Genomic DNA, 23,593 nt, shown 5'->3' with positions numbered 1-23,593 from the left:
CGAACTAAGCGCTGCGCTCAAGCTCGGCGAGCGCATAGGTTCGCATGCGCTCGTAGTTCGGCTTGCCGTTCGGATGGCGCTCGAGGTCTGGCTTGGTGAAGATGCGCTTCGGCGTCTTGTAGCCGGCCAAGCGCTCGTGGACGAAGGCGCGCAGTTCCGCTTCATCGGCGTTGGCGCCGGCGCGCGGTGCCACTACTGCGATTACCGCTTGGCCCCATTTCTCATCCGGTACGCCAATGACATTCGCGTCGTCCACCGCTGGGTGCGCTTTCAGCGTCTCTTCCACTTCCTCGGCGAAAACTTTTTCCCCGCCCGTGTTGATGCAGCTTGAGCGCCGGCCGAGCAGAACGAGGCGACCGTCAGCTTCGACATGGCAAAGGTCGCCGGGAATGGCGTAGCGCACGCCGCCGATGGTCTTGAATGTCTCGCGGGTCTTCGCCTCGTCCTTGTAATAGCCGATCGGGATGAAGCCCGAGCGGGCCATGAAGCCGATCTTGCCGCTGCCTGGTTCGACCTCGTTGTCATTCTCGTCGAACACGCGGCACTCAGGGCCGACGCGGAAGTCGAGCGTTTCGGTGACTTCGCCATCCTTGGTGGTGATGGTCGCGCCGCATGCTGGCGCTTCGGTGGAGCCCAGCGAGTCCAGCAACAGAACTTGCTGGATGTGCTTCACTAGGCCCTGCTTCACCGGCGAACTCCAGACGACGCCGGAGGAGACGATGCTTTGCACGCTGTCGAGCTTGTAGGGCTCTTTCGCTTCTTCAAGTGCTGCGAGCATCGGCTTGGCGAACGCATCGCCGACGATAGTGATGCTGGTCGCGCCGTGGCGGCTGGCTTCGCGCCAGAGTTCGGCGGCGTCGAACTTCGTCGTGGTGGGCAGCGTGATCACGCACCCGCCCGACACCATCGCGCCCATCGCCACGGTCATGCCTGTTGCGTGCATCAACGGCGCTGCCGGCAATTGGCGCGCATGCATGCCGCGCGCGCGAACATGCTCAAGGAATTCTGGAATGCTTGAAGGCGGATCGGCGTCGCCATTGAGCGCGCGCAGCGAATTGAGCTGCGCACTCATGATGATGTGGTGCGTCCAGATCACGCCCTTCGGCATGCCGGTCGTGCCGCCGGTGTAAACGAAGATCGGATCGTGCGGGTCGCGTTCGATGTCGAGCGGCGCGCCGTCGCCTTCCTCGGCGAGCGCCTCGTAGGCGATGGCGTAGGTTGGCGGCGTCTCACTGTCGACTTCAACCCAGACCTTTACTTTCGGGCATTGCTCACGGATCTGTTCGACGCGGTCACGGAACTCGGCGGAATAGACGACGACTTCGGTGTCCGAATTGTCGAAAATGTAGAGCAGCTCGCGCTCGCGATAGCGGTAGTTGACGTTGACGTGCGTCAGCCGACCCTTCAGCGCCGCGATCAGGAATTCCATGTATTCCGGCACGTTGCGCAGATAGAACGCGGCCTTCGCGCCGGGGCCGACGCCGCGCGCGTGCATGGCGCGCGCCAGATTGTTGCTGCGGCGTGTGACATCGGCCCACGAGAGCACGCGGTCGCCGTGGATCAGCGCCGGGCGTGAGGTCGGCTCAACGCGGCCGACGTGATCGAGCAGATCTCCGAGATTCCATTGCATGTCTAAAGCCTGACGAAACGAGCGGTTGCTGGGGATGTAAGCTGCACACTAGGATTTCGCTTGAACGTACGTCGCCAAGGGAGATTGGGGTGCAGAATCTGTTTTCGGTCGAGGGAAAGACTGTTGTGGTCACCGGTGGGTCGCGCGGCATCGGCGCCATGATCGCCGAGGGCTTCCTGCGCAATGGCGCCAAGAGCGTGTATATTACCGCGCGCAAGGTCGAGGAATGCCAAGCCGCCGCTGCGCGCTTGAGCGCCTTCGGCAAATGCGAAGCTTTCCCGGCCGATCTCACCAAGCCCGAGGGCATCGAGCTGGTCGCGCGCGAAGTCGAAGCCCGCGAAGCTCAGCTCGACGTGCTGATCAACAATGCTGGCGCGGTCTGGGCGGAGCCCTTCGATGAGCTGGGCGTCGCCGCTTGGGACAAGGTGATGAACATCAACGTGAAGGCGGTGTTCTTCCTCACGCAGCGCCTGCACAAAATGCTGATCGCGTCCGCAAGCCACGAGAACCCGGCGCGTGTGATCAACATTGGCTCGATCGACGGCCTGCATTGCCCGCCGTTGGAGACCTACCCGTACAGCGCCTCGAAGGCGGCGGTGCATCATTTGACGCGCACGATGGCCGCGCGCTTGGCGCCGGACAACATCCTGGTCAATTGTCTCGCGCCCGGCCCGTTCGAGAGCAAGATGATGGCCGCCACGCTCGCTGCGCTCGGCGATCAGATCAAGGAAGCGAGCCCGGTGAAGCGTATTGGCCGCCCGGAAGACATCGCCGGCGCGGCGATCTTCCTGGCGTCGAAAGCGTCGATGTTCATCACCGGCGCGGTGATCCCCGTGGATGGCGGGATTTCGACAACGCTCTAGGGCCGGCATCAGCGCGCGCCCTCGCGTGCGAGGGCGTCGCGGATCTCGCGCTTCAGCACTTTGCCGGCGCCGCTCAGCGGCAATGGCGTGGTGCTGAACGAGATTGAGCGCGGCGCTTTGAACGCTGCGATGCGCGTGCGGCAGAAGGCGATCAATTCTTCGGCGCTCGCCTCGGTATTGTCCTTCAAGCGCACGACTGCGTGCACTTTCTCACCCCATTCCGAATGCGGCAGGCCGATCACGGCGCATTCGGCAATCGCGGGGTGACGGAAGAGCGCGTCTTCGACTTCGACCGAATAGACGTTCTCGCCGCCCGTGATGATCATGTCCTTCAGGCGATCGACGACGGTGACGAAGCCCTCTTCATCCATGAAGCCGATATCGCCGGTGTGGACGAAGCCATCGCGCAAGGTGGCGGCGGTGGCTTCCGGATTGCGCCAATAGCCGCTCATCAAGCTGCCGCTGCGCACGCAGATCTCGCCAAGCTCGCCGCGCGCCGCGATGGCGCCGTCGCTGGTGCGGACTTCAACGGTCGCGCCCGGCGCGGGTAGGCCGGCCGATTTGAGCTTGCCCGCCAGAGGTCCGCTCATCACGTGGCGCTGCGCCGGCAGAACGGTGATCGTGATGGTCTCGGTTTGGCCGTAGGATTGGCCGAACTCGACATGCGGTAGCGCCTCGATCGCGCGCGTGAGCAAGGTCTCCGGGATTGGCGAGGCGCCATAGACGATGCGGCGCAGTGTGCTCAGATTCTTGTCCGCGAAGCTCGGGACGTCGAGCACGCGCGCGATCATGGTGGGCACCAAGGTCACGTGTGTGGCTTGGTTGGCGCCGATCGTGTTCAGCACCGCTTCGGGATCGAAAGCGGGCAGTGGAATGTGCGTGCCGGCATGCAGCGTCACGGCGACGGTGTATGCGATGGCGCCGATGTGAAAGAGCGGCGCCACGTGCACGAAGCGCATATCGCGCGGCGAACCCAGAATGTCTGCGCTCTGGAAGACGTTCATCACCAGCGAGTCGCTGTTGTGCATCACGCCTTTCGGGCGGCCGGTGGTGCCGCCGGTGTAGAGCAAGCAGACGGTCTCGTTAGCATCGCCCATCGGCGGCAAGGCGCCAGCCTGCACGCTATCGATCGACGGCGCGTCGCCCGCGACAGCATCGAGGCGCGCCACATTCGGCACAGCGCCTTGCGCGCGCAGCGTAAGTGCATGCTTTTCGAAGGTCGCGTCCGTCAGCAATAGGCAGGGCTCGGCGTCGCGCGCCAAGGCGTCCATCTCTTCGAGCGCCAAGCGCGTGTTGATGGGGGCCGCAATTGCGCCGATGCGGGAGATGGCGAACAGTGCCTGGATGAAGCGATCAGAATTAGCGGCCAAGAGCGCGACGCGATCCCCGCGTCCAACGCCCGCGCCGACGAGTTTGGTCGCCAACGTTTCCATCTCGTCGCGGGTTTGGCGCCAGGTCGCGCGGCGATCGCCAAAAATGATCGCCTCGCCAGGGCCGTTCACAAGCGCTGCGCGCTCGACCAGCTCCCAAAGGTGCGGGGCGGGCATAGGGTTAGGACTCCCCGCCGTCGACCGTGAGGATCGCTCCGCTCGTGAAGCTGGAGATGTTGCTGGCGAAATAGAGCGCGGCGCCCACGATCTCCGGCGGCTCGCCCACGCGCTTGAGCGGCGTCGCCATCTGCACGTGCTTTTGGAAGCCGGGATGATCGATAAAGGAGGCGGTGAGATCAGTGCGGAACGGGCCGCACATGATGGCGTTCACACGCACTTTCGGGCCGTACGAGCGCGCGAGCGCCTTGGTGAGCACGTTAACGGCGCCCTTGGCGGCGGCGTAAGGTGCAACCGGGGCTGATGCGAGTGCGGCAGCAGTGCTGGAAATGTTGAGAATCGAACCGCCGTCGCCGGCGGCCATGCGCTCGGCCGTCAGCGTTGAGAGCCGGTAGATGCTCTTCACGTTCACGTTGAAGATCGTGTCGAAGCCCTTCTCATCGAGATCGGTGAGCTTGCGCAGCACGGGCGACATGCCGGCATTGTTGATGAGCACGTCGACATGGCCGAAATGCGCGTAGGCCTTCTCGACCAATTCCGCGCAGCCATCCCAGCTGCCGACGTCCAGGGGCGCGGCCAGCGCCTTCACGCCCAACGCCTCGAATTCGCGGGCTGCGCTTTCGCAAGCGCCGGCATCACGTGCTGCGACGACGATGGAAGCGCCAGCGCGCGCCAAGCCTTCGGCGATGTGGCGGCCAAGGCCGCGCGTCGCGCCGGTGACCAAAGCCACCTTGCCCTTCAGATCCTCATACGGAACCGACATCGCGAACTCTCCCTTATGTCTCCGCGCGTGCGGCTTGGCGCTTACGCCGCGCGGCTGGTGTCTGTTGTATTGGCAGAAGCTCGGGTGCGCGGATCGCCGTTTCTCGGCGTTCTTTTGGCGCATCGGCGTAGAGTGTGGTGCGCAGGCGCGGCGTGCGGCCTGCGCTGGCGATCAGCGCTTCCATTTCGAGCGGCGGCCGTTCTTGGCCGTGCTGCGCGCCGGCGGAGCGCGTGATGGTCTCGTTCATCAGCGTACCGCCAATGTCATTGGCGCCGGCATTGAGGCAATGGACAGCGCCTTCCGGGCCCATCTTTACCCAGGAGGTTTGGATGTTCGGAATGAAGCGGCCGAACACGAGACGCGCGACGGCATGCATCAGCACGGCTTCGCGAAAGGTCGGACCGCGGCGGCTTTTACCTTTGCGATGCATCGGCGCTTCGTCGGCGACGAACGGCAGCGGTACGAATTCGGTGAAACCGCCGGTCTCTTCAGCCAAATCGCGCAAGCGCAGCAGATGGCGCGCCCATTGGGTGTAAGTGTCGACGTGGCCGAACATGATCGTCGACGTGCTTTTGAGCCCGACGCTGTGCGCGTCGCGCATCACGCTGATCCATTCATCTGCCGTGAGCTTATCCGGACAAAGCAGCGCGCGGGCTTCGTCGTCGAGGATTTCGGCGGCGGTGCCCGGCACGCTGCCGAGGCCGGCCGCTTTCAGTTCTTGCAGATAGTCGCGCACAGGGATGCCGCGCGCGCCGGCGCCGTGCATGATCTCGAGCGGCGAGAAGGCGTGCACATGAATGTTCGGCGCGCCGGCTTTGGCGGCGGCGAGAATGTCGAGATAGGTCTGTCCGTCATAGCTCGGGTGGATGCCGCCTTGCAGGCAGACCTCCGTGCCGCCGCGGTCCCAGGCTTCGGCGGCGCGGCGGGCGATTTCGCTGTATTCGACTTCGTACGGCGCTGAACGCAATTCGGGCGCAACGCGGCCTTTGGAGAAGGCGCAGAAGCCGCACGCATAGGTGCAGACGTTGGTGTAATTGATGTTGCGGGTGACGACGTAGCTCACGACATCGCCGTTTTGCGCGCGCCGTTGTTCATCGGCGAGCTTGCAGACATCGAGATAATCACCGCCGCGGGCGTCGAACAGCAGCGCGATATCGGCTTCGCTTGGACGCGCATCCGATTGCACGCGCGCGAGCGCCGTCGCCAGGCTGCGGCGGCGCGGTTGCGTTTCGTCCGCGAGCTTTGCCCAATCGGGGGCTTCGCGGGATTGGCCGGTGATCCAATCGTCTTCACGCGGCCAACCGGCGGCGTCGGTCGCGACACGGATGCGCGGTGCGATGGCGGGATGCAGCCAGCGATCGGGTGCTGCCGCGTATTCGGGATAGATCGTCAGCCGCTCCGCCAATTCGTAGCCATGCTCGGCAAGATACGTCGCGAGCGCGCCGAGGTGCGGCCAGGGCGCTTCCGGGTTCACGAAATCCGGCGTGAGCGGCGAGATGCCGCCCAGATCGTTGACGCCCGCTTCGATCAGATGCTGCAGGCCATCCGGCGAGAGGTTCGGCGGCGTTTGAATGTTCGCGCCGGGCCCCATGATGATGCGGGCGGCGGCGAGCGTCCAAAGCAGCTCGTCTTCCGATGGCTCGGGCGCATCATGCATGCGCGTGCCCGGTTTGGCGCGGAACGGCTGGATGATGATTTCCTGGATGTGGCCGTATTGGGCGTGGAGATCGTAAAGCGCCTCCAACGCTTCGATGCGCTCCTCGCGCGTTTCGCCAATGCCGATCAACAAGCCTGTCGTGAACGGCGTGCGTGTGCAGCCGGCGGCTTCAATCGTCTTCAAGCGCGCGACCGGCTCTTTGTCGGGGCAGCCGTAGTGCGGGCCGCCGCGCTCCATCAGGCGCGGCGAGATCGATTCCAGCATCAAGCCCATCGATGGCGAAACCGCACGCAGCTCGGCCATGCGCGCCTCATCCATGAGGCCCGGATTGAGGTGCGGCAGCAGACCCGTTTCTTCGATCACGCGCTTGGCCAGGTGCGCGACGTAATCCATGGTCGACGCGTAGCCCATTTCATCGAGCGCTTCGCGGGATTCTTTCCAACGTGCTTCCGGATTGTCGCCGAGCGTGAACAGAGCCTCACGGCAACCCATCGCCGCACCCTTGCGTGCGACGTCGAGCACTTCCGTCTCGCTCATATAGATTTGCTGGCCGCGCCGCGGCGGCTTTGCGAAGGTGCAATAGCGGCAGGTGTCGCGGCAGAGATGCGTGACGGGTAGAAAGACTTTGCGCGAATACGAAATGCGCGCGCCGTGACCACGCTCGCGCAGCGCATTGGCGGCGCTGAGCAGGGTGGCGAGCGGGGCGTCCTTCAGCGCGTGAAACGCCGCCGGGCCGCTCTCAAGTGCGCGCAGACAATCCGCCATCAATGATCGCCCGAAAGCCCCGTAATCCGAATGCCGGCGTGGCCAGCCTTGTAACGCCGATTGATCTGGATGAGCACCGAGGTCAGTGCTTCGGCGGCGGCGGAATTCGCCAGCGGTCCGGCTTCCACTGCGCGCAGGCCAACGGCTTCCACCAGAGCTGCTGCGCCAGCACGGATTTCGTCGCTATCGCCAAAGACGAGCACGTCGCACTCGATCGGCGCATCGCCCTCAAGCAGCTTCGCGCCGACATTATGGAATGCGGAGGCGACTTTCACGTCGCTGCCGAGCACCGCTTGTGCGATCTGCGCGGCGGAGCCTTCCGGCGGCAATTGCACTAGGCCAACTTTGGGCGGCTTCAACGGCACCGTGCAATCGACTACGAGCTTGCCCGCAACGTGCGGCTTCACGATTGAGAGCGCTTCTTGCTGCGCCGCGAACGGCACGGTGACGACCACGATATCGGCGCGCGCTGCGGCGTCAGAATAGTTGGCGGCGCTCACGCGCTCAGCGCCAGCGGCGGCATTGATTTGCGCGACGGTGTCCCGCGCCCGTTCAGGATCGCGCGAGCCGATCACGACGGTGTGACCCGCTTTGGCGAGGCGGCCGGCGATGCCGGAGCCGAGTGCGCCTGCGCCGCCAAGAATTGCGATGGTGTCGCCAAGTTTCATTGTGTTGATCGATCTCAATGCAGCGGCGTCGGAAAGGCGCCTGGCAATTTTCTAAGGGATAGATTGGAACGCGAGCAAGTCGCGCACAGCCTGCGGTGTGTTCGCCCAAGGCCGGTTACAGGCTTCCGTCAAATATTCGGACGGTCTTGCGCAGTGTGCGGTTGTCGATGTTGGCGAACACGCCTGCTATGCTGCCGCAAACGGGAGCGAAATATGGCGATTAAGCCGCCGGAAGGCAGACCGACGCCTTCAGTCCAAGACATCTACGCCCAGGATAGCCGTCCGGCGCCGGACGTGTTGCGTTTTGAATCGCCGCCAACCGGCTTGGGAACCGACGATATTCCGGTCGATCGCTATTTCGACCAGGGCTGGCACAATCTCGAAATGGACCGCGTCTGGCGCAAATGCTGGCAGATGGCGTGTCGCGTGGAGGAGCTGCAAAAGCCCGGTGACCACGTCGTTTACAATATTGGCGATGAATCGCTCTTGGTGACGCGAACCAGCAAGGGCGAGATCCGCGCGTACGTGAACGCCTGCTTGCACCGCGGTGTGCTGCTGCGTACGCAAGGCGGCTGTGTCGAGCGCTTCAAATGCCCCTTCCATGGCTTCACTTGGAATTTGGAAGGCAAGCTCGCGCACATTCCCAGCCAATGGGATTTTGACCATGTGAACCGCGAGGAATTCAGCCTTCCCGAAGTGAAGGTTGGCCTTTGGGGCGGCTTCGTGTTCATCAATTTCGACCCGAACTGCGAGTCTCTGGAATCCTACCTCGAAATCCTGCCGAAGCATTTCGAGCAATTCAAACTCGAGGATCGCTATAAGGCGGCGCACGTTTGCAAGGTCGTGCCGTGCAATTGGAAGCTGGCGCAGGAGGCTTTCATCGAGAGCTTCCACATCCCTGTGGCGCACCCGCAAACGACCACTTACGTGGCGTGGGACACCACCCAGTACGACATCTTCCCAGGCGTACGCCACGTCAACCGTATGCTCACGGTTGAAGCCATGCCCGCGCCGTCAGCGGGTGAGGTCGAGACGGACAAGACTATCAAACACATGCAGCGCGACGTGGCGTTCCACGCGCGGGCGAAGATCGAGCACGGCAGCCAAGCCGACGTGCGCAATCAATTCGCCGACAGCGCGCGTGAAAAGCTCTCGAAATCGGCGAAGCGCGATTTGAGCGGCATGTCGAATGCTGAAGTCGTGGACGTGATCCAATATTCGCTCTTCCCGAATCTCGTGCCGTGGGGCGGTCATGGCGCGCCAATCTGCTATCGCTTCCGCCCGTACGAGAACGATCCCGAACGCAGCGTGATGGAAATCATGCTGCTGTTCGCGAAGGCCGAAGACGGCTCGCATCCGCCGCCGGCCGCGCCGCATTGGCTGACGGAAGAGCAGAGCTGGGCGGACGCACCGGAGCTAGGCTCCGCCGGCTTTGTGGCCGATCAAGACACGGAAAATCTTCGCCGAATCCAAAAGGGTCTGCGCGCCACGCACAAGCCGGGCATCACGCTGGCGAATTATCAGGAAAGCCGCATCCGGCATTTCCACCAAACGCTTGATAAATACATGGGAGTGAAGCCGTGAACCTTGGTTTGGCCGCAGCCTTCGGCAATTCGCAGCGTCGCGACATCGAGTTTATGAAAGCCGCAGCGCAGCGCGTCGAAGAATTGGGTTTCGACTCGCTCTGGTTTCCCGAACATGTCGTGTTCTTCCCGGCTTCGGACTACCAATCCGAGTATCCGTATTCCGAAGATGGCTCGCCGCCGTGGGGCGAGGAGATGGGCGTCTATGACCCGCTGCTCGCGATCGCTGTCGCCGCGCAAGTCACCAAGACGCTGCGTTTCTCCACAAGCGTTCTGATCCTGCCGCAGCGCCCGGCGCTGCTGACGGCCAAGGAAGTGCTGACGCTCGATCACATCTGCCAAGGCCGCTTCGAGTTCGGCGTCGGCTCAGGTTGGTCGAAGGAAGAATACGAAGCGCTCGGCGTGCCGTTCGAAAAGCGCGGCAAGCGCTTTGACGAATACATCCTCGCGATCAAAGCGGCTTGGACGCAAGATCGCGCCAAGTTCGACGGCGAGTTCGTGAAATTCGAGAATGTCGTGCTGTTGCCGAAGCCGTACACGCCGGGCGGCCCGCCGTTCCTCATTGGCGGCGATTCCGAAGCTGCGATGCGTCGCTCGGCGACGATTGGCGATGGTTGGTATGGCTGGTGGGCCAAGTACGAGCTCGCGCCGCATCTCGAAAAGCTGCGCGCCGAATTGCGCAAGGCTGGCCGTGAGAACGACCCGAACTATCGCTTGAAGCTTGGCATTCCGTACGGCGGCACGCCGGACGATTTGCATAAAAAGATCGAAGAAGCGCGTCGCGAAGGCGTGAAGGAGTTCGTCATGGCGCTGCCGTTCTCGTCGAAATCGCTGGATCGCGATCTTGAAGTCTGGGCGCAAGCTGCGGGCGTGAGCAACAAGGCGGCGGCGTAAGCGTGGCGTCCACGCTTGAGGTCGCCTCTGGCTTCATCACCGCGCTCGACCGCAACGATGTCGAGGCGTTGAAGGGCTTCTTTGCGCCCGGCGCGATTTGGTGGGTTGATACCGGCCGCGATCGTGCGGCCGGTCAATTCGGCATCGATCCGGGCGATGATCGGCCTTGGCCACTGCACGGCGCGATGGACGCGGCGTTGAAGTGCAAGCTGATGTCGCGTATCGGCGAGACGTTTCCTGGCGGCGTGCGCCAGATCGCACGTCGCGCCTTCGCGGATGGCGATTTTGCCGTCATCGAAGTCGAGGGCGACGGCCTCTTTCGCGGCGAGAAGCCCTATCAAAACCGCTACGCCTTCGTGTTCGAGGTGCGTGACGGCGCGATCGTGGAAGTGCGCGAATATCTCGACACCAATCACGCGGGCTACGTGTTCGGCGGGAAGAACCTCGATCGGCGCAGCGAGTCACCTGAGCTCAACGCGCCGACCCCCGTGGCGCGCACAGAGGCAGGCCAAGCGGGGCTCAATCTGATGGCCGCGATCGCGGCGATGGATGAGCCGCGTTTGCTCAACCTGTGCGCACAAGACGCGACCTGGTGGGCCGATGGCGGACGGCGGCGCACGACTGGTCCCGAAGGCCCGGTACAGCACGACAACGATCCGATCGTCTCGGGCCGTGTCGGCATCAAAGCGCGCGCTGCTTCCGTGCATGCGCTGTCCGGCATGTTCCCGCACGGCTATTCGCTGAAGGCGCATCGTCTGATCGAGAGCGATGATGGCTTGGTCGCGGTGGAGGCGTTCGGGGACGGCCGTCATGTCAACGGCCGCCGCTACCAGAACCGCTATTGCTGGGTGCTCGATTGCGACGGCGGCAAGATCCAGAACATCCGTGAATATTGCGACACGCTGCACGGCTTCGACACGCTGTTCGCTAAGAGCGCGTGAAGCTTTAGGCCCACGGATCGGCCGCGAGCTGCACCAATTGCTTGCCGATATTCGCGCCGCTCAGGAGGCGTTGCAGTGCTTCGGGTGCGCGTTCGATACCGTTCAGCACATCGACATCCCAACGCATCTCGCCGCTCTTCACCCAGCCTGCCAAGGCTTCGACGCCTTCCGGCAAGCGGTTGAAGTACGATGAGATCAGCACGCCTTCGAGCCGCGCGCGCTTCATCAGCAGCGGGCGCACGACATTGGAAGGCCACACGCCGTCAGATTCGTAAGCCGAGATCATCCCGCACAGAACCAGCCGTGCGCCTGGGTTGATATGCTCCATCACGGCGTCGAGCACGGGGCCCGCGACGTTCTCGAAATCGACATCGATGCCGGATGGGCAGGCGTTCGCGAGCGCCGCGCTCAGATCGCCTTTCCGGCTTACGGCGGCGTCAAGCCGATAATCGCGCACGACCTTCGCGGCCTTCGCCTCGCTGCCAACGATGCCGACCGTGCGACATCCCAGAATGCGCCCGATCTGCGCCGCGACCGAGCCAACGGCGCCGCCAGCAGCGGATACAACAACGGTCTCGCCCGCCTGCGGTCGGCCGACATCGAGCATGCCGAAATAGGCGGTGAGCCCGGTGAGGCCCAGCACACTGGCGTGTGCGCTCAAGGGGAGGCCATGGCTTTCGGGAATGGAAGTCGCTTGCCGTACGCGCGAGACGCTTTCCCAAGCGCCCAGCGCGAACACCATGTCGCCTTCGCGATGGCGCTTGTTGCGTGACGCAGCGACGCGGCCCCACACGAAGCTGCGGATCGGATCGCCCATCTGGATCGGCTGCGCGTGTTGAGAGACTTCGGACATCCAGAGGCGCGTCGTCGGATCGATCGAGACAAAGATGTTCTCGATCTCAATCTCGCCGTCGCCGACCTCTTCGCGCGGCGCATCCACCAGTTTGAGGTGATGCGCTTCGAGCTTGCCTTGCGGCCGCTCGGCCATCACCCAGCGGCGCGCGCTCATCGCGGCGGCAGCTCCTGCAGCGGCACGCGCATCAGCGCGAGATCGTCAAAGCCCCGCGCGCCTTGCATCTGCACGGTGCGCTTGGCGATCTTCCAGCGACCGCCTTCGAAGCGCTGCTCGTCCAAATAGCGGCCCCAGATTTCCATAACGCGGCCATCGTTGAGGTGGTGCCAGGCGTAGATATAGGCGCTTGCCTTTGCAGTCTCTGGGCCGGTGCGCGTCACGCGCACGTTGGAAAGGTGGTGGCTTAGGCGCTGAAACATCGCCAGCAGCTTGCGGACCTTGTTGCGGACGTGTGGCTTGCCTTTGGCGACGCCGCCTTCCTCGAATTCCACGTCATCCGTGAAAAGTTCGACGAACTCGTCCAGGCGCTTTTCATCAAGCAGCTCGCAATAATCGAGCATCGTCGCGGTCACGCCAGCTTGAACCTCCGCATCTGTCTGCATCTTGCTTTCTCCCTAAGCTCTTGCGCCTTGTGCGAATTCCCAGCCGCGTGCGGCGTAGGCTTTGACGCTTTCTTCGAAGCTTGCCGCATCCGATGCGGCCGCATTGCCTTGGCGCGCGCGGGCGACGATGCCCTCGCCGATGGCGGCGGCGCGGAACAGATTGAACGCGCAATAGAAGTTGAGGCTATCCAGCGAGGCGCGGCCCGTGCGCGCGCAATAGCGGGCGACGACTTCATCCATCGTCGGCAAACCAACGGCTTTGAAGTCGAGACCACGGAACGAGGTGCGACCGTCGTCCAGGTCTGGGCGATACCATGGGATCAGGAAATAGAGCAGGTCGCTAATCGGGTGGCCGAGCGTCGAAAGCTCCCAATCCAACACGGCGAGCACCTTGGGCGCGTTCTTGTCGAGCAGGAGGTTGTGCACGCCATAATCGCCGTGGATGAGCGAGGTGGAATCGTCGGCTGGCACTGCGCCGGGCAGCCATTCCATCAGCTTGGCCATGTCGGGATTCAGTTCGACGGCGCTTTGTGTGTATTGCTTCGACCAGCGCCCGATCTGTCGCGCGAAGAAATTGCCCGGCTTGCCGTAATCGGCGAGCCCCAGCTTCTCGTGATCGAGATTGTGTAGGTCGGCCAGTGTGTCGACGGCGGCGTTCAGCACGGCGAGCCGATCAGCGGGCGAGAGGTCCGGCATTAGCGGATCCCAGAACACGCGCCCGTCGACGTAATCCATCACGAAGAACATCGTGCCGGTGATCGATTCATCGGTGCAGAGGTGACGCGCGCGCGCCACCGGGAAGCCAGCGCCGCCCAAAGCGGTCATGACGCGGAATTCGCGGTCGACCGCGTGCGCAGACGGCAGCAGCACGCCCGGCGGTTTGCGGCGCAGCACGTAGCGCGCGTTCGGCGTGGTGAGCAAATAGGTCGGATTGGATTGGCCGCCCTCGAATTGACGCGCCGTCAGCGGCCCGGCGAAGTCCGGAATGGCGGTGGTCAGGTATTGCTCAAGCTTGGCGACGTCAAAGGCGTGCTCCGCTTTCACGTCGACGGTTTTTCCGAGATACTGCTTTTCGACGCCGGCCATTGATCCCATCGCGAATTATGTGTGCGAGGGGCACCTTAGCCGATCTGAGTGGGAGGGAAGAGGCGCTTGGCGCCTCTGCCAAGTATTCGAGTGATCTAGCATTGTGGCGCTCAATGCCAAAAGTGAAGGTCAAATCAGACGAGGCATGTAATGCGATTTGAAGACTATAAGACCTTGGCGTTTGAGCGCCGCGGCAAAGTTCTCACCATCATCATCAACCGGCCGGAGAGCTACAATTCGGTCAATGGCGAATTGCACGATGAGCTGGCGACGGTGTTCAGCGATGTCGCCGACGATCCCGACAGCGATGTGATCGTGCTCACTGGCGCCGGCAAAAGCTTCTGCGCCGGCGGCGACATGGAATGGTTCCAGAGCATGATCGACAATCCGCGGATTTTCGAACGCCTGGCGCCGCATGCGAAGCGCATCGTCTATAGCCTGATCGATCTCGAAAAGCCGATCATCTGCCGCCTGAATGGCCCCGCCGCCGGCCTCGGCGCTTCGATCGCGCTGCTCTGCGACATCATCATCGCCAGCACGAAAGCCAGCATTGGCGATCCGCACGTGAAGATGGGCTTGGTCGCGGGCGACGGCGGCGCGGTGATCTGGGCGCAGCTCGTGGGTTACGCGCGCGCCAAGGAATACCTGCTCACGGGCAAGATGATGCCGGCCGCCGAAATGGAGCGCATTGGTCTCGTCAACGCGGTCGTGCCGCCGGAAGAGTTGGACGCGCGGGTCTATGATTTGGCTGACGAACTCGCCAATGGCGCGCGTCAAGCGATCCGTTGGACCAAAGCCGCCGTCAACATCCCACTGCGCGACATCGCCAACCAGGTGATGGACGCCTGCATGGGCTATGAGACGGTCACCAATAGCTCGAAGGACCACCAAGAGGCGGTCCGCGCCTTTGTTGAAAAACGTCCGGCCAAGTTCGTCGGAGAATAGGACCAGCCATGTATTTCCAGGACGAACCCGAACACATCACCATGCTGCGCGACAGTCTGCGCCGCTTCATCGAGAAGGAAGCGCCGCGCGAGAAGATCCGCGCCTGGGATAAGATCGCGTATTTCCCACGCGTGGAGCTGTTCGACAAATACGGCCCGATGGGCATCACCGGCCTCACGGTTGAGGAGAAGTATGGCGGCGCCGGCATCGACATCGTCGCGGCGATCGCCGTTGTTGAAGAATTCGCCAAGCGCGGCGGCGCAGTGGCCGCGCCCTACATTCACTGCGCCTTCTACGGCGGTTTGAATATCGGCGAGAACGGGTCCGAAGCGCAGAAACAGGAATTCCTGCCGAAGATCGCGCGCGGCGAACTCGTGTTCGCCTACGGCCTCTCCGAACCGGACGTTGGCGGCGACCTTGCCAGCGTAACGACGACGGCGCGCCTGAGCGCGGATGGCACGAAGGTCATCATAAACGGCACGAAGCGCTGGTGCACGGCGATCAAGGACGCCGATTGGCTGTTCTGTCTCTGCAAGTCCGACGCGGACGCGCCGCGCTATCAGAATTTGTCGATGGTGCTGGTCCCGGCAAAGTCGCCAGGCATCACCGTGCACACGATCGACCATTCCTGCATTCGCTTCGCGGAAACGACCGATACGATCCTCGAGAACGTCGAAGTGCCGGTCGAGAACGTACTGGGGGGCCCGGAAGGCTGGAACCAAGGCTGGAAGATGCTCGCTGGCCGAGCGCTCGATGTTGAAAAGCTCGAGACGGCGGCATGCGCGCTCGGCATCGCTTGGGCCGCTGTGGATGATGCTTGGAAATATGCGCAAGAACGCAAGCAATTCGGCAAGCCGATCTCGGCGCACCAAGCCGTGCGTCACGCGCTGGTGGAAGCGAAGACGAAGCTGCAGGCCTGCCGCCACATGCTCTATCATGCCGCTTGGTTGGCCAACGAAGGCCGGCCGTGCTCGGTCGAGACGTCGATGGCCAAGCTCTTCATTGCCGACACGGGCGTGGAGATTGTGATGATGTGCCAACGTGTGATGGGTGCGTACGGTTTGGCGGTCGATTACGACATGGAACGCTATCTGCGCGACATCGTCTGCTTCCCGATCGTGGGCGGTTCGTCCAACATGCAACGCAACAACATCGCCGCGCGCCTGCGCTTGGCGACTTAAAGGGGCGACACATGGCGTCCGGCGATGAGGTTTATCGAGCCATAAGCCGGACGCTGCACGATTATTGCCGTTTCGTGGACGAGGGCCGCGCCGATGAATTCGCGGCCCTGTACACGCATGATGGCGTGCACGACGACGGCCGCTCGCAACGCGCCGGCCGCGATCAGATCAAGAAGCTCGTGGAAGGCGTGATCGCGCGCTACCATAGCACGAGCCATCACGCCTCAAACATCGACATCGAATTGATCGATGATACGCGCGCAACGGCGTGGTCGTACATCTACGCATGGCACAGAGCCGAAAACGCCCCCGACTTGGAAGTCTGGGGGCGCTATGCGGATCAATTGCGTTTGGAGGGGGGGCGCTGGCGGATCGCGCGCCGTGAACTCCACGTCGCCGGCATTCGCGGCCTCGACGTGGACCCAGGCTTTCGCCGCCTGAAGCGCGCTAGCCCTTGATCCCCGCGGCTTCGGCCCAGAAGCGTAGATCGCGCTCCATCGTCCTCGGCTCGACCGGCACGGCGATCACGAATTCCTCGGCGCCAAGCTTCTTCACGGTTTCGACCTTTTTGATCAGCGTTTCCGGCGGTTCGCCGCGGTGCGGCGAGCCGATCTTCAAATGGTAGCCGTCGAAGCTACGATTGTGCTTCTCCATCACGCCGCGGAATTTCTCGATGTGCGGCTCGATCTCGTAGCCCTTCCACCACGAATACCAGCCGTCGCCGATCGTGGCGGCGCGGCGCATGGCGGGATCGGAATCGCCACCAATGATGAAGGGCGGACCGCCCGGCGTATAAGGCTTCGGCAGCAGCACGACATTGTCGAAGTTCACGAACTCGCCGTGGAAGCTGGCATTGTCCTGTGTCCAGGCAGCTTTGATGGCGAGGATGTATTCGTCGAAGCGCTTGCCGCGTTTGTCGAACGAAACGCCCAGCGCCTCATACTCTTCCTGCGACCAGCCTGAGCCGACGCCGAGTTGATATCGGCCTTTGGTCAAGTGATCGAGCGTCATCACTTCCTTGGCCGTCAGCAGCGCCGGGCGCTCTGGCAACACCATCACGCTGGTGGCGAAGCGCAGCTTGGTCGTGACTTGCGCCGCCGCGGCGAACACGAGCAGCGAGTCAAAGAGTCCAATATCGGTGCCGAACGGCGGCGTGCCGTCCTCGCTGTACGGGTATTTCGAATTGTACTTCGAGAAGAAAACGATGTGTTCGGGCACCCACATCGACGCGAAGCCTACGGCTTCCATCGTCTCTGCAAGGGCGCGCACGTAGCTAATGTCGATCGCGTCTTGGTCGCCGAGACGGCAGGACAATCCGATATCCATTTATTACTCCCAGGCGGCGGCCTCGGCGACGCTGCGCCGGTAAGGCTTCAAGGCCAAGAACATCAACAACACGCCGATCGGTGCGATAACCGCGCAAACTGCGGCGAGCGAATAGCGGACGGCCGCATCGTCCCGGAACACATAGTCTGTGAACAATGCGACGAGCGTCGGGCCACCCGTGAAGATGAGCAGGCTGCCGACCATGAAATAGATCGCCGCCATGCGCGCCCGCAGATTGTTTGGCGTCATAAATTGGATCGCGACTACCGGAAGCGCTTGCGTCGAGGTCGAAGCGAAGAGCGCCAAGGCGGCGCCGGCGAGAATGAGCTCGGGAGTCGGCAAGAGCGGCGCGAGCGCGGCCAGGAATATCGTTGCTACGCCACCATAGAGGCCAGCGCGCACCGCTGCGTCTTGATGGCCCTTCCGCGTCAGCCAATCGGTGATGAAGCCGCCAGCGAGAATGCCGCCGGTGCCGAACACGATAACGATGGCGCCGAAGGTGAGGCCCACTTGTGCAGCGTCCCAGCCGAACGAGCGCATGAAGATCGCTGGAATCCAGGTCAGATAGGCGATCACGACCATGCCGAGCAGCGTGAAGCCCATGAAGATCGAAGCGATCGCGCCGGCATTCTTGGCAAGGAAGGGCAAAACTGGCGCGAGCTTTTCTTTGGCTTCGCCGCTCGTCGGCGCCGCGCCGCGGCGAACCGGCTCGCGGATCAGCAGCATCAAGAGCGCAAGCAGAATCCCCGGCAGTCCGACAATGAAGAACACGGTCTGCCAAGCGCGCAGTTCGCCCACGATCGGCAACACGACAGGCGGTGCATTCTCGACGGCGCGCACAACAAGGCCGCCGATCATCAGCGCGAGGCCGGAGCCCCAATAAACGCCGGTGGCGTATACGGCCATGGCCAGGCCGCGGCGTTCGCGCGGGAAATAATCGGAGATCAGCGATGAGGCGGAAGGCGTCAGAGTCGCTTCGCCGACGCCAACGCCGACGCGCGCCCAGAACAATTGCCAGAAGCTGCCGGCCAAACCGCAGAGTGCGGTCATGATGCTCCAGGAAAAGACACCCGCCGTGATGATCCAACGTCGGCTATAACGATCGGCGGCATAGGCGATCGGCAGGCCGCAGAAGGAATAGAAGATTGAGAATGCGAGACCGACGAGCAGACTGAACTGCGTGTCCGAGATATTGAGGTCTGCGCGAATCGGGCCGACCAGCAGGGATACGATCTGGCGGTCGATGAAGGAGCTGGTGAACGCAAGCACCAGAAGCGTGACGACGAACCAGGCGTAGCGCCGATCGGGCCAGGGCTGTTCTGTCGTTTGCGGCGCGGTGGGATCGCTCTTATCGGCGTCGATGCTGGTCATGCGTACTCCACGCGCAAAAGAAAAAGACCCTGTTGCGGGACTCGCAACAGGGTCTTGAAGGGCCTTAACGCGTCAAGCGCAGTTCGACACCAATGGTGCGACCGGGCGCGAGATAGTGCGACGTAACCCCGGGGAGGAGTGGGGCCGGCGAAATGCGCAAGGCATAGGTTTCGTCAAAGGCGTTTTCGACAAAGCCGACGATCTCGATATTGTCGTTCGGCATGAGACCGGCGCGGAAGTTCGCGACGGAGAAGCCTTCCTGCACAAGCATCGGATCGAGATCCGAATTGTAGTTCACTTCCGAGCGATAGGAGACATCGCCGCTCACATAGGCGCCATAAGAGCCCAGCGGGAAGTCTTGGCGACCGCTGAGGGAGATTTGCAGCTCCGGAGCGCCATCGACTGCTCGGCCCGACAGGTCTTGGCCGGCCAGCGAAGTTGGTGTCGCTGGAGGGCAAATGCCGTAGGTCGATTGGATCGCTGTGCAAGGCGCACCTTCGAATTCATCGAAGATTGCCTCGATGTAGGCGGCGCCCAGTGTGAATGAGGCGCCCTCCCAAGGCCGCGCCGTTGCATCGATTTCGATACCGTCGAGCGTGATAACGCCGGCGTTGCGAAGCGAGAACGTGTTGGACGCGCCGTCAAAGGCCGAGGTCTGGAAGTCCTGGAACTCCGAATGGTAGGCCACGATGTTGGTTTCGAGAGCTCCACCAAACCAGCGTTGCTTCCAACCCACCTCGTAGCTCATCACCGTTTCCGGATCGAGAATTGGATCGGCGCTGTTGGCTGGCGAGAAGAACGGACCGCTGTTCGAATTGTTGAGGCCCGAACCTTTATAGCCGCGGCTGACCGTGGCGAAGATCGAGAGATCCCGGTTCGGCGCATAGCGCAGGCCTGCGCGCCCCACCCAATCTTCGTCCTGCACCGACACTTCTTGGAACGGACGGTTCGCGCCGAAGAAGGTGCCGACGCGAACGCCGGCCATGGATTGCTCTTCGCTAAGGAGGCGGATGCCACCCAAGACTTCCAACGAGTCCGTGAGATCGTAGGTGGCGTTGGCGAACACCGCCCAATTGGTCACCTCGATCAGACTGTTCGCGGTCGAGACGGCTTGCAGCGGGTTGGCCGTGCCGAGCGCGCCGCCGACGCGGAACGTATCGTCGAGGCTTTGATCGTAATAGTAGAGGCCAAGCACGTAGTTGAGGCGGCCGTCGCCGGGCGAGATCAGCTGGAGCTCTTCGCTAAAGATTTTCAGATCGATGTCGCCGAACGTGGCGTCGGCAATATCAACGGCCATACGCTCTGAATCGTCTTCGCCGTAGCTCGTCCAATGGCGATAGCCCGTGATCGAACGGAAAATGAAGCCGTTGTCGAACTCATAATCCGCTGTGAGGCTGACATGCGCCGTGGTGGTGCTTTCGCCGACGCGATCAGACGCCATCGATGTGCGATTTTCCGGGCCAATCTCGATATTGTTGGCGGCGGCGAGCGCGATCAGCGTGGGAATGCGGCCAAAGCCAGCGGGCGTAGGCGCGCCATTGTTGACGTCCGCGAGCACGTCCGGATCGATTTCGCGGAAGGTCGGGCCGCAGCAACGATCATTGGTCTCGATATACGCGGCGCTGAGGTCGAAACCCCACTGGCCGATATCTTGCTCGAACGAGAAGCGCGTGCCCCACTGGTTGCGGCGGTTCTCATCGGTGTCCAGGAAGTTGTTATAGGCGAGGCCTTCGTCGTCCACGAGCGTGAACATGGCCAAGCGTGCACGCGTATCCGGGCCAAGCGGCCCGCTGACCGCGCCCTCAACGCGTGTCGAGGCGTAGTCGACTTCATCGCTGAAATCGTCCCAAGTGCGCGAGACGTTCAGATACGCTTCGAATTCATCGGTCGGGCCGCGCGTCGTGACGCTGACCACGCCGGCGGTGGAGTTTTTGCCGAACAAGGTGCCTTGCGGGCCGCGTAGAACTTCAACGCGCTCCACGTCGAATAGGTTGGACAAGCCAGAGCCCGTCGGGCCGGTGACCACGCCGTCGATGACGACGCTGACGCTGGTTTCAACGCCGCTGGTGAAGGTCGGGCTGCCGATGCCGCGAATACGCGCGCGTTGGCCTGATGAAATGAGGCTGTCTTCAAAGATGAAGCCTGGCGTGACTTGCGCGAGCTCTTGCACGTTGTCGATGCCGGCGCGATCGAGTTGATCGCCGGTTAGCGCCGTCAGTGAAATCGGCACCTCGATCTGGCGCTCCACGCGACGTTGCGCGGTGACGACGATCTCGTCTTCGTCTTGCGCGTACGCTGGCACTGCCGTGCCGAGCGCGCCAAGCGCCACGCCGGCCGCTAGAAACAGCGCCCGCTTATAGATTTTGCCCTCAAGCTTTCGCCCGCTCATAGCTTTCCTCCCCGAACAACACGGTATTCTTATTCGGCTCAGATTTATGAGCCGCGCGCAGGCCTCCGCCTGCGCTATTTCGAGCAAGACCTTAACAAGTGACAGGTTGCCTGCTCTGCAAAACGCGCCAGGAGTTTTGCTCAAATTCGCCGAGCGGCTCGCTAATCTGGCGAAATCTTACCATAGAACGGCGTTTGACACTGTTAGCGCCTCAATACTGTGGCGCCTGCGCATCAATGCTGCGAGCGCGTACAAAACCTGGCCGCGCGCGCGCGCGATCAAGATAAGCGCGAACGCGTTCACTCAGGCCGTGGCCGAGGTTCGCGCGAACGTCAGCCAGATGCAGCGCATACGCGATGCAGATGTCGGCGATGGTGAAGCGGCCGGCGCACAGCCATTCGCGACCATCTTCTAGCGCCGCATCAAGCGCGCGCAGCCGACCGAAGAACCATTTCTCGTAATCGCCCGCGACCTGCTCATTGCGTCGCTCTGGCGTTTCGAACTGGCGGTAGCGAAGGACCAACGTCTGCGGGAATGTCAGAGTGGCGTCGCTAAAGAAGAGCCAGTTCAGAAAGCTGGCGTAATCCGGCTCGTCGGGCGCGACTGCCAGCGGTGTCGGGCCATATTTCTGCGTGAGGTAAAAGCAGATGCCGGAGGATTCCGTCATCCGTACATCGCCATCGACCAATAGCGGGATGGTGCCGAGCGGGTTTTCGATCAGGTAGGGCTTGGCGAAGACGCGCGGCGGGAAGGGCAGCAGAACCGGCTCGTAGGCGAGTTCCATCTCTTCGAGCGTCCAAAGCGGGCGAAGGGAGCGGGCGTCGCGGCAATGATAGAGCTTCATGGAATGTCCTTGCCTGACGCCGCTCATGCGACACTTGGCATTATTCACCGTTTCCTCTTCAGATCGACTCTGCACCGCAACCTGGGCTGGCGCGCGTTCCGGAATTTCCGGCTACAATCCGGTTCATGCTGGCGACACATGGTTTGAGGCGCGCCGCCCGTGTGCGCGGCGACTTTCCTGGGATCGAGTTTGAAGGCGTCACCCGGCCATGGGCGACCGTCGAAGATCGCGTAGCGCGGGTTGCGGCCGGCCTCCGCGCGCTGGGATTGCAGCGCGGCGATCGCGTCGCGGTTTTGTCCGAGAATAGCGCCGCCTTCTTTGAACTCTATTGGGCCGCACCCTGGGCCGATCTGATCATGGCCAGCCTCAACACGCGCTGGGCCGTCCCTGAGATGATCGCGGCGCTGCAGGACTGCGCGGCGACCGCTCTGGTGGTCGATGCCGCCTTCGCGCCGCTGGCCGAGCAATTGGCCAAAGCCTGCCCCTCGGTGCGCCATGTCATTTACGCGGGCTCCGACTCGGCTGCGGCCCCCAACGGCGCGCGCGACTACGAGGCGCTGGTGGTGGAGAATTCACCGCTTGCCGATCAGGAGCGCGGCGGCGCCGAAGTGGTGCATCTCTTCTATACGAGCGGTACGACGGGGCAGTCCAAAGGCGCGATGCTGACGTCGGACAATGTGTTTTTCACCGGTCTGATGATTGCGAGCCCCTTCGCGCTTTCCGCGCGCACCAATGCGCTCTGCGTCATGCCCATGTTTCACGTCGGCGCTGGCACATTCCTTGTCGGCCTTACTTTCGCAGCGTCCGGCATCGTGATCGCGCGGCGTTTCGATGCCGCGGACGCACTTAAAACTATTGCAGAGCGGCGGATCACGCATTCGGTGCTGGTGCCGGCGATGATCAATCAAATGCTCAACGCGCCCAATGTGGAATCGTACGATCTCACCTGCATGGAGCGTTTGATCTATGGCGCCTCGCCCATGCCGCCGGCGCTGCTGAATCGCGCGATGGAGAAGATGCCGGGCGTTGGCTTCAACCAAGGCTATTCGATGACGGAAACGACGGCGACGGGCGCTTGCTTGCTGCCGCAAGACCACCAGCCGGACGGCCCGTTCGCACATCGCATGTATTCCGTCGGCCAACCCATCGCAGGCAATGATCTCGAAATTCGTGACCCGTCCGGCAATGTGCTGCCAGCCGGCGAAGTGGGCGAAGTGTGCATTCGCGGGCCGGGCGTAATGGCCGGCTACTGGAATAAACCCGCCGAGACTGCGGCCGCCGTAAAGAACGGTTGGCTGCACACCGGCGACGCTGGCAAGCTCGACGCGGACGGCTATCTCTACATCGTCGATCGCATCAAGGACATGATCATCACGGGTGGCGAGAACGTCTATTCGGCCGAAGTGGAAAACGCGATCTACGCGCATCCGAGCGTCGCCGAATGCGCCGTGATTGGTTTGCCGGATGAGAAGTGGGGCGAGCGCGTCGCCGCGATCCTGCATCTGAAGCCGGAGAGTTCGCTGACAGAGGGCGATCTGATCGCGCATTGCCGAACCATGATTGGCGGCTACAAAGTGCCGCGACAGGTGATTTTCTCCGCCGATCCGTTGCCGCGCAGCGGCACCGGTAAAATTCTAAAGCCGCTTCTGCGCAAAACCTATGCGAGCGCGGGCAAATTAGGGTGA

20 protein-coding genes are annotated in these 23,593 nt (G+C 62.6%); 8 read left to right on the top strand and 12 right to left on the bottom strand.

The window, feature by feature from the left end:
• Positions 1-4: 4 nt before the first annotated feature.
• The gene (locus EPJ54_RS11585; RefSeq protein ID WP_135211868.1) at positions 5-1,630 is read right to left on the bottom strand and encodes an acyl-CoA synthetase; all 1,626 of its coding nucleotides are present in this window, start codon (positions 1,628-1,630) and stop codon (positions 5-7) included.
• 83 nt (positions 1,631-1,713) lie between these two features.
• On the opposite strand from EPJ54_RS11585, the gene EPJ54_RS11580 reads away from it, so the two are divergent.
• Entirely contained in the window at positions 1,714-2,493 is a 780-nt protein-coding gene (locus EPJ54_RS11580) for an SDR family oxidoreductase (protein WP_135212110.1), read from the top strand.
• A gap of 8 nt (positions 2,494-2,501) precedes the next feature.
• Here the strand turns inward: EPJ54_RS11580 and EPJ54_RS11575 are convergent, their stop codons facing one another.
• The 4 genes from EPJ54_RS11575 to npdG are packed head-to-tail and all read right to left on the bottom strand — an operon-like array spanning position 2,502 to position 7,893.
• Positions 2,502-4,040 (bottom strand): class I adenylate-forming enzyme family protein, encoded by a 1,539-nt coding sequence (locus EPJ54_RS11575; protein WP_135211867.1) that lies wholly within the window; start codon positions 4,038-4,040, stop codon positions 2,502-2,504.
• A 4-nt stretch (positions 4,041-4,044) separates the two neighbouring features.
• The gene (locus EPJ54_RS11570) at positions 4,045-4,803 is read right to left on the bottom strand and encodes an SDR family NAD(P)-dependent oxidoreductase (protein WP_135211866.1); all 759 of its coding nucleotides are present in this window, start codon (positions 4,801-4,803) and stop codon (positions 4,045-4,047) included.
• Positions 4,804-4,816: 13 nt separating this feature from the next.
• Complete coding sequence (gene cofH, locus EPJ54_RS11565; protein WP_135211865.1) at positions 4,817-7,225, bottom strand: 5-amino-6-(D-ribitylamino)uracil--L-tyrosine 4-hydroxyphenyl transferase CofH; 2,409 nt, start codon at positions 7,223-7,225, stop codon at positions 4,817-4,819.
• Positions 7,225-7,893 (bottom strand): NADPH-dependent F420 reductase, encoded by a 669-nt coding sequence (gene npdG / locus EPJ54_RS11560; protein WP_135211864.1) that lies wholly within the window; start codon positions 7,891-7,893, stop codon positions 7,225-7,227. The genes cofH and npdG overlap by 1 nt, the downstream gene beginning before the upstream one ends.
• A gap of 213 nt (positions 7,894-8,106) precedes the next feature.
• Between npdG and EPJ54_RS11555 the strand changes: the two genes are divergently transcribed.
• From EPJ54_RS11555 to EPJ54_RS11545, 3 genes are read left to right on the top strand one after another with little or no spacing between them, the layout of a single operon-like run.
• Positions 8,107-9,477, top strand: a complete 1,371-nt coding sequence (locus tag EPJ54_RS11555) for an aromatic ring-hydroxylating oxygenase subunit alpha (protein ID WP_135211863.1) — start codon at positions 8,107-8,109, stop codon at positions 9,475-9,477.
• Complete coding sequence (locus EPJ54_RS11550; RefSeq protein WP_135211862.1) at positions 9,474-10,370, top strand: LLM class F420-dependent oxidoreductase; 897 nt, start codon at positions 9,474-9,476, stop codon at positions 10,368-10,370. Before EPJ54_RS11555 ends, EPJ54_RS11550 begins: the two co-directional genes overlap by 4 nt.
• A gap of 2 nt (positions 10,371-10,372) precedes the next feature.
• Positions 10,373-11,311 carry a nuclear transport factor 2 family protein gene (locus EPJ54_RS11545; protein ID WP_167755690.1) on the top strand — a complete coding sequence of 313 codons (939 nt, stop codon included), beginning with the start codon at positions 10,373-10,375 and terminating at the stop codon, positions 11,309-11,311.
• A gap of 4 nt (positions 11,312-11,315) precedes the next feature.
• Here the strand turns inward: EPJ54_RS11545 and EPJ54_RS11540 are convergent, their stop codons facing one another.
• The 3 genes from EPJ54_RS11540 to EPJ54_RS11530 are packed head-to-tail and all read right to left on the bottom strand — an operon-like array spanning position 11,316 to position 13,852.
• Positions 11,316-12,320 carry an NADP-dependent oxidoreductase gene (locus EPJ54_RS11540; protein WP_135211860.1) on the bottom strand — a complete coding sequence of 335 codons (1,005 nt, stop codon included), beginning with the start codon at positions 12,318-12,320 and terminating at the stop codon, positions 11,316-11,318.
• The gene (locus EPJ54_RS11535) at positions 12,317-12,766 is read right to left on the bottom strand and encodes a nuclear transport factor 2 family protein (RefSeq protein ID WP_135211859.1); all 450 of its coding nucleotides are present in this window, start codon (positions 12,764-12,766) and stop codon (positions 12,317-12,319) included. Before EPJ54_RS11535 ends, EPJ54_RS11540 begins: the two co-directional genes overlap by 4 nt.
• Positions 12,767-12,778: 12 nt before the next feature.
• The gene (locus EPJ54_RS11530; protein ID WP_135211858.1) at positions 12,779-13,852 is read right to left on the bottom strand and encodes a phosphotransferase family protein; all 1,074 of its coding nucleotides are present in this window, start codon (positions 13,850-13,852) and stop codon (positions 12,779-12,781) included.
• 150 nt (positions 13,853-14,002) lie between these two features.
• Here EPJ54_RS11530 and EPJ54_RS11525 point away from each other — a divergent pair, with 150 nt between their 5' ends.
• Genes EPJ54_RS11525 through EPJ54_RS11515 form a run of 3 tightly spaced genes read left to right on the top strand, consistent with a single transcriptional unit; the run spans position 14,003 to position 16,436 of the window.
• Positions 14,003-14,797: an enoyl-CoA hydratase/isomerase family protein gene (locus tag EPJ54_RS11525; RefSeq protein WP_135211857.1), complete on the top strand. Its 795-nt coding sequence runs from the start codon at positions 14,003-14,005 to the stop codon at positions 14,795-14,797.
• An 8-nt stretch (positions 14,798-14,805) separates the two neighbouring features.
• Complete coding sequence (locus EPJ54_RS11520; RefSeq protein WP_135211856.1) at positions 14,806-15,978, top strand: acyl-CoA dehydrogenase family protein; 1,173 nt, start codon at positions 14,806-14,808, stop codon at positions 15,976-15,978.
• A gap of 11 nt (positions 15,979-15,989) precedes the next feature.
• Complete coding sequence (locus EPJ54_RS11515; RefSeq protein ID WP_135211855.1) at positions 15,990-16,436, top strand: nuclear transport factor 2 family protein; 447 nt, start codon at positions 15,990-15,992, stop codon at positions 16,434-16,436.
• Here EPJ54_RS11515 and EPJ54_RS11510 read toward each other — a convergent pair.
• From EPJ54_RS11510 to EPJ54_RS11495, 4 genes are all read right to left on the bottom strand, one after another.
• Positions 16,426-17,304 carry a TIGR03619 family F420-dependent LLM class oxidoreductase gene (locus tag EPJ54_RS11510; protein ID WP_135211854.1) on the bottom strand — a complete coding sequence of 293 codons (879 nt, stop codon included), beginning with the start codon at positions 17,302-17,304 and terminating at the stop codon, positions 16,426-16,428. The genes EPJ54_RS11515 and EPJ54_RS11510 overlap by 11 nt on opposite strands.
• 3 nt (positions 17,305-17,307) lie before the next feature.
• Entirely contained in the window at positions 17,308-18,675 is a 1,368-nt protein-coding gene (locus EPJ54_RS11505; protein ID WP_135211853.1) for a spinster family MFS transporter, read from the bottom strand.
• 64 nt (positions 18,676-18,739) lie between these two features.
• Entirely contained in the window at positions 18,740-21,064 is a 2,325-nt protein-coding gene (locus EPJ54_RS11500; protein ID WP_135211852.1) for a TonB-dependent receptor, read from the bottom strand.
• A 211-nt stretch (positions 21,065-21,275) separates the two neighbouring features.
• A complete protein-coding gene (locus EPJ54_RS11495) occupies positions 21,276-21,908 on the bottom strand; it encodes a glutathione S-transferase family protein (protein ID WP_135211851.1) in 633 nt (210 codons plus the stop codon).
• A gap of 125 nt (positions 21,909-22,033) precedes the next feature.
• Here EPJ54_RS11495 and EPJ54_RS11490 point away from each other — a divergent pair, with 125 nt between their 5' ends.
• Entirely contained in the window at positions 22,034-23,593 is a 1,560-nt protein-coding gene (locus EPJ54_RS11490) for a long-chain-fatty-acid--CoA ligase (protein WP_135211850.1), read from the top strand.

This window comes from Vitreimonas flagellata, from assembly GCF_004634425.1.
Lineage (GTDB): Bacteria > Pseudomonadota > Alphaproteobacteria > Caulobacterales > Aquidulcibacteraceae > Vitreimonas > Vitreimonas flagellata.
Note: the sequence above shows the minus strand (reverse complement) of the source record. Positions and strands in the feature narration are given on the sequence as shown.

Coding starts and splice junctions, on each gene's coding strand:
- EPJ54_RS11585 (WP_135211868.1), bottom strand. CDS start 1,630: ATGCAATGGAATCTCGGAGATCTGCTCGATCACGTCGGCCGCGTTGAG.
- EPJ54_RS11575 (WP_135211867.1), bottom strand. CDS start 4,040: ATGCCCGCCCCGCACCTTTGGGAGCTGGTCGAGCGCGCAGCGCTTGTG.
- EPJ54_RS11570 (WP_135211866.1), bottom strand. CDS start 4,803: ATGTCGGTTCCGTATGAGGATCTGAAGGGCAAGGTGGCTTTGGTCACC.
- cofH (WP_135211865.1), bottom strand. CDS start 7,225: ATGGCGGATTGTCTGCGCGCACTTGAGAGCGGCCCGGCGGCGTTTCAC.
- npdG (WP_135211864.1), bottom strand. CDS start 7,893: ATGAAACTTGGCGACACCATCGCAATTCTTGGCGGCGCAGGCGCACTC.
- EPJ54_RS11555 (WP_135211863.1), top strand. CDS start 8,107: ATGGCGATTAAGCCGCCGGAAGGCAGACCGACGCCTTCAGTCCAAGAC.
- EPJ54_RS11540 (WP_135211860.1), bottom strand. CDS start 12,320: ATGAGCGCGCGCCGCTGGGTGATGGCCGAGCGGCCGCAAGGCAAGCTC.
- EPJ54_RS11535 (WP_135211859.1), bottom strand. CDS start 12,766: ATGCAGACAGATGCGGAGGTTCAAGCTGGCGTGACCGCGACGATGCTC.
- EPJ54_RS11530 (WP_135211858.1), bottom strand. CDS start 13,852: ATGGCCGGCGTCGAAAAGCAGTATCTCGGAAAAACCGTCGACGTGAAA.
- EPJ54_RS11525 (WP_135211857.1), top strand. CDS start 14,003: ATGCGATTTGAAGACTATAAGACCTTGGCGTTTGAGCGCCGCGGCAAA.
- EPJ54_RS11520 (WP_135211856.1), top strand. CDS start 14,806: ATGTATTTCCAGGACGAACCCGAACACATCACCATGCTGCGCGACAGT.
- EPJ54_RS11515 (WP_135211855.1), top strand. CDS start 15,990: ATGGCGTCCGGCGATGAGGTTTATCGAGCCATAAGCCGGACGCTGCAC.
- EPJ54_RS11510 (WP_135211854.1), bottom strand. CDS start 17,304: ATGGATATCGGATTGTCCTGCCGTCTCGGCGACCAAGACGCGATCGAC.
- EPJ54_RS11505 (WP_135211853.1), bottom strand. CDS start 18,675: ATGACCAGCATCGACGCCGATAAGAGCGATCCCACCGCGCCGCAAACG.
- EPJ54_RS11500 (WP_135211852.1), bottom strand. CDS start 21,064: ATGAGCGGGCGAAAGCTTGAGGGCAAAATCTATAAGCGGGCGCTGTTT.
- EPJ54_RS11495 (WP_135211851.1), bottom strand. CDS start 21,908: ATGAAGCTCTATCATTGCCGCGACGCCCGCTCCCTTCGCCCGCTTTGG.
- EPJ54_RS11490 (WP_135211850.1), top strand. CDS start 22,034: ATGCTGGCGACACATGGTTTGAGGCGCGCCGCCCGTGTGCGCGGCGAC.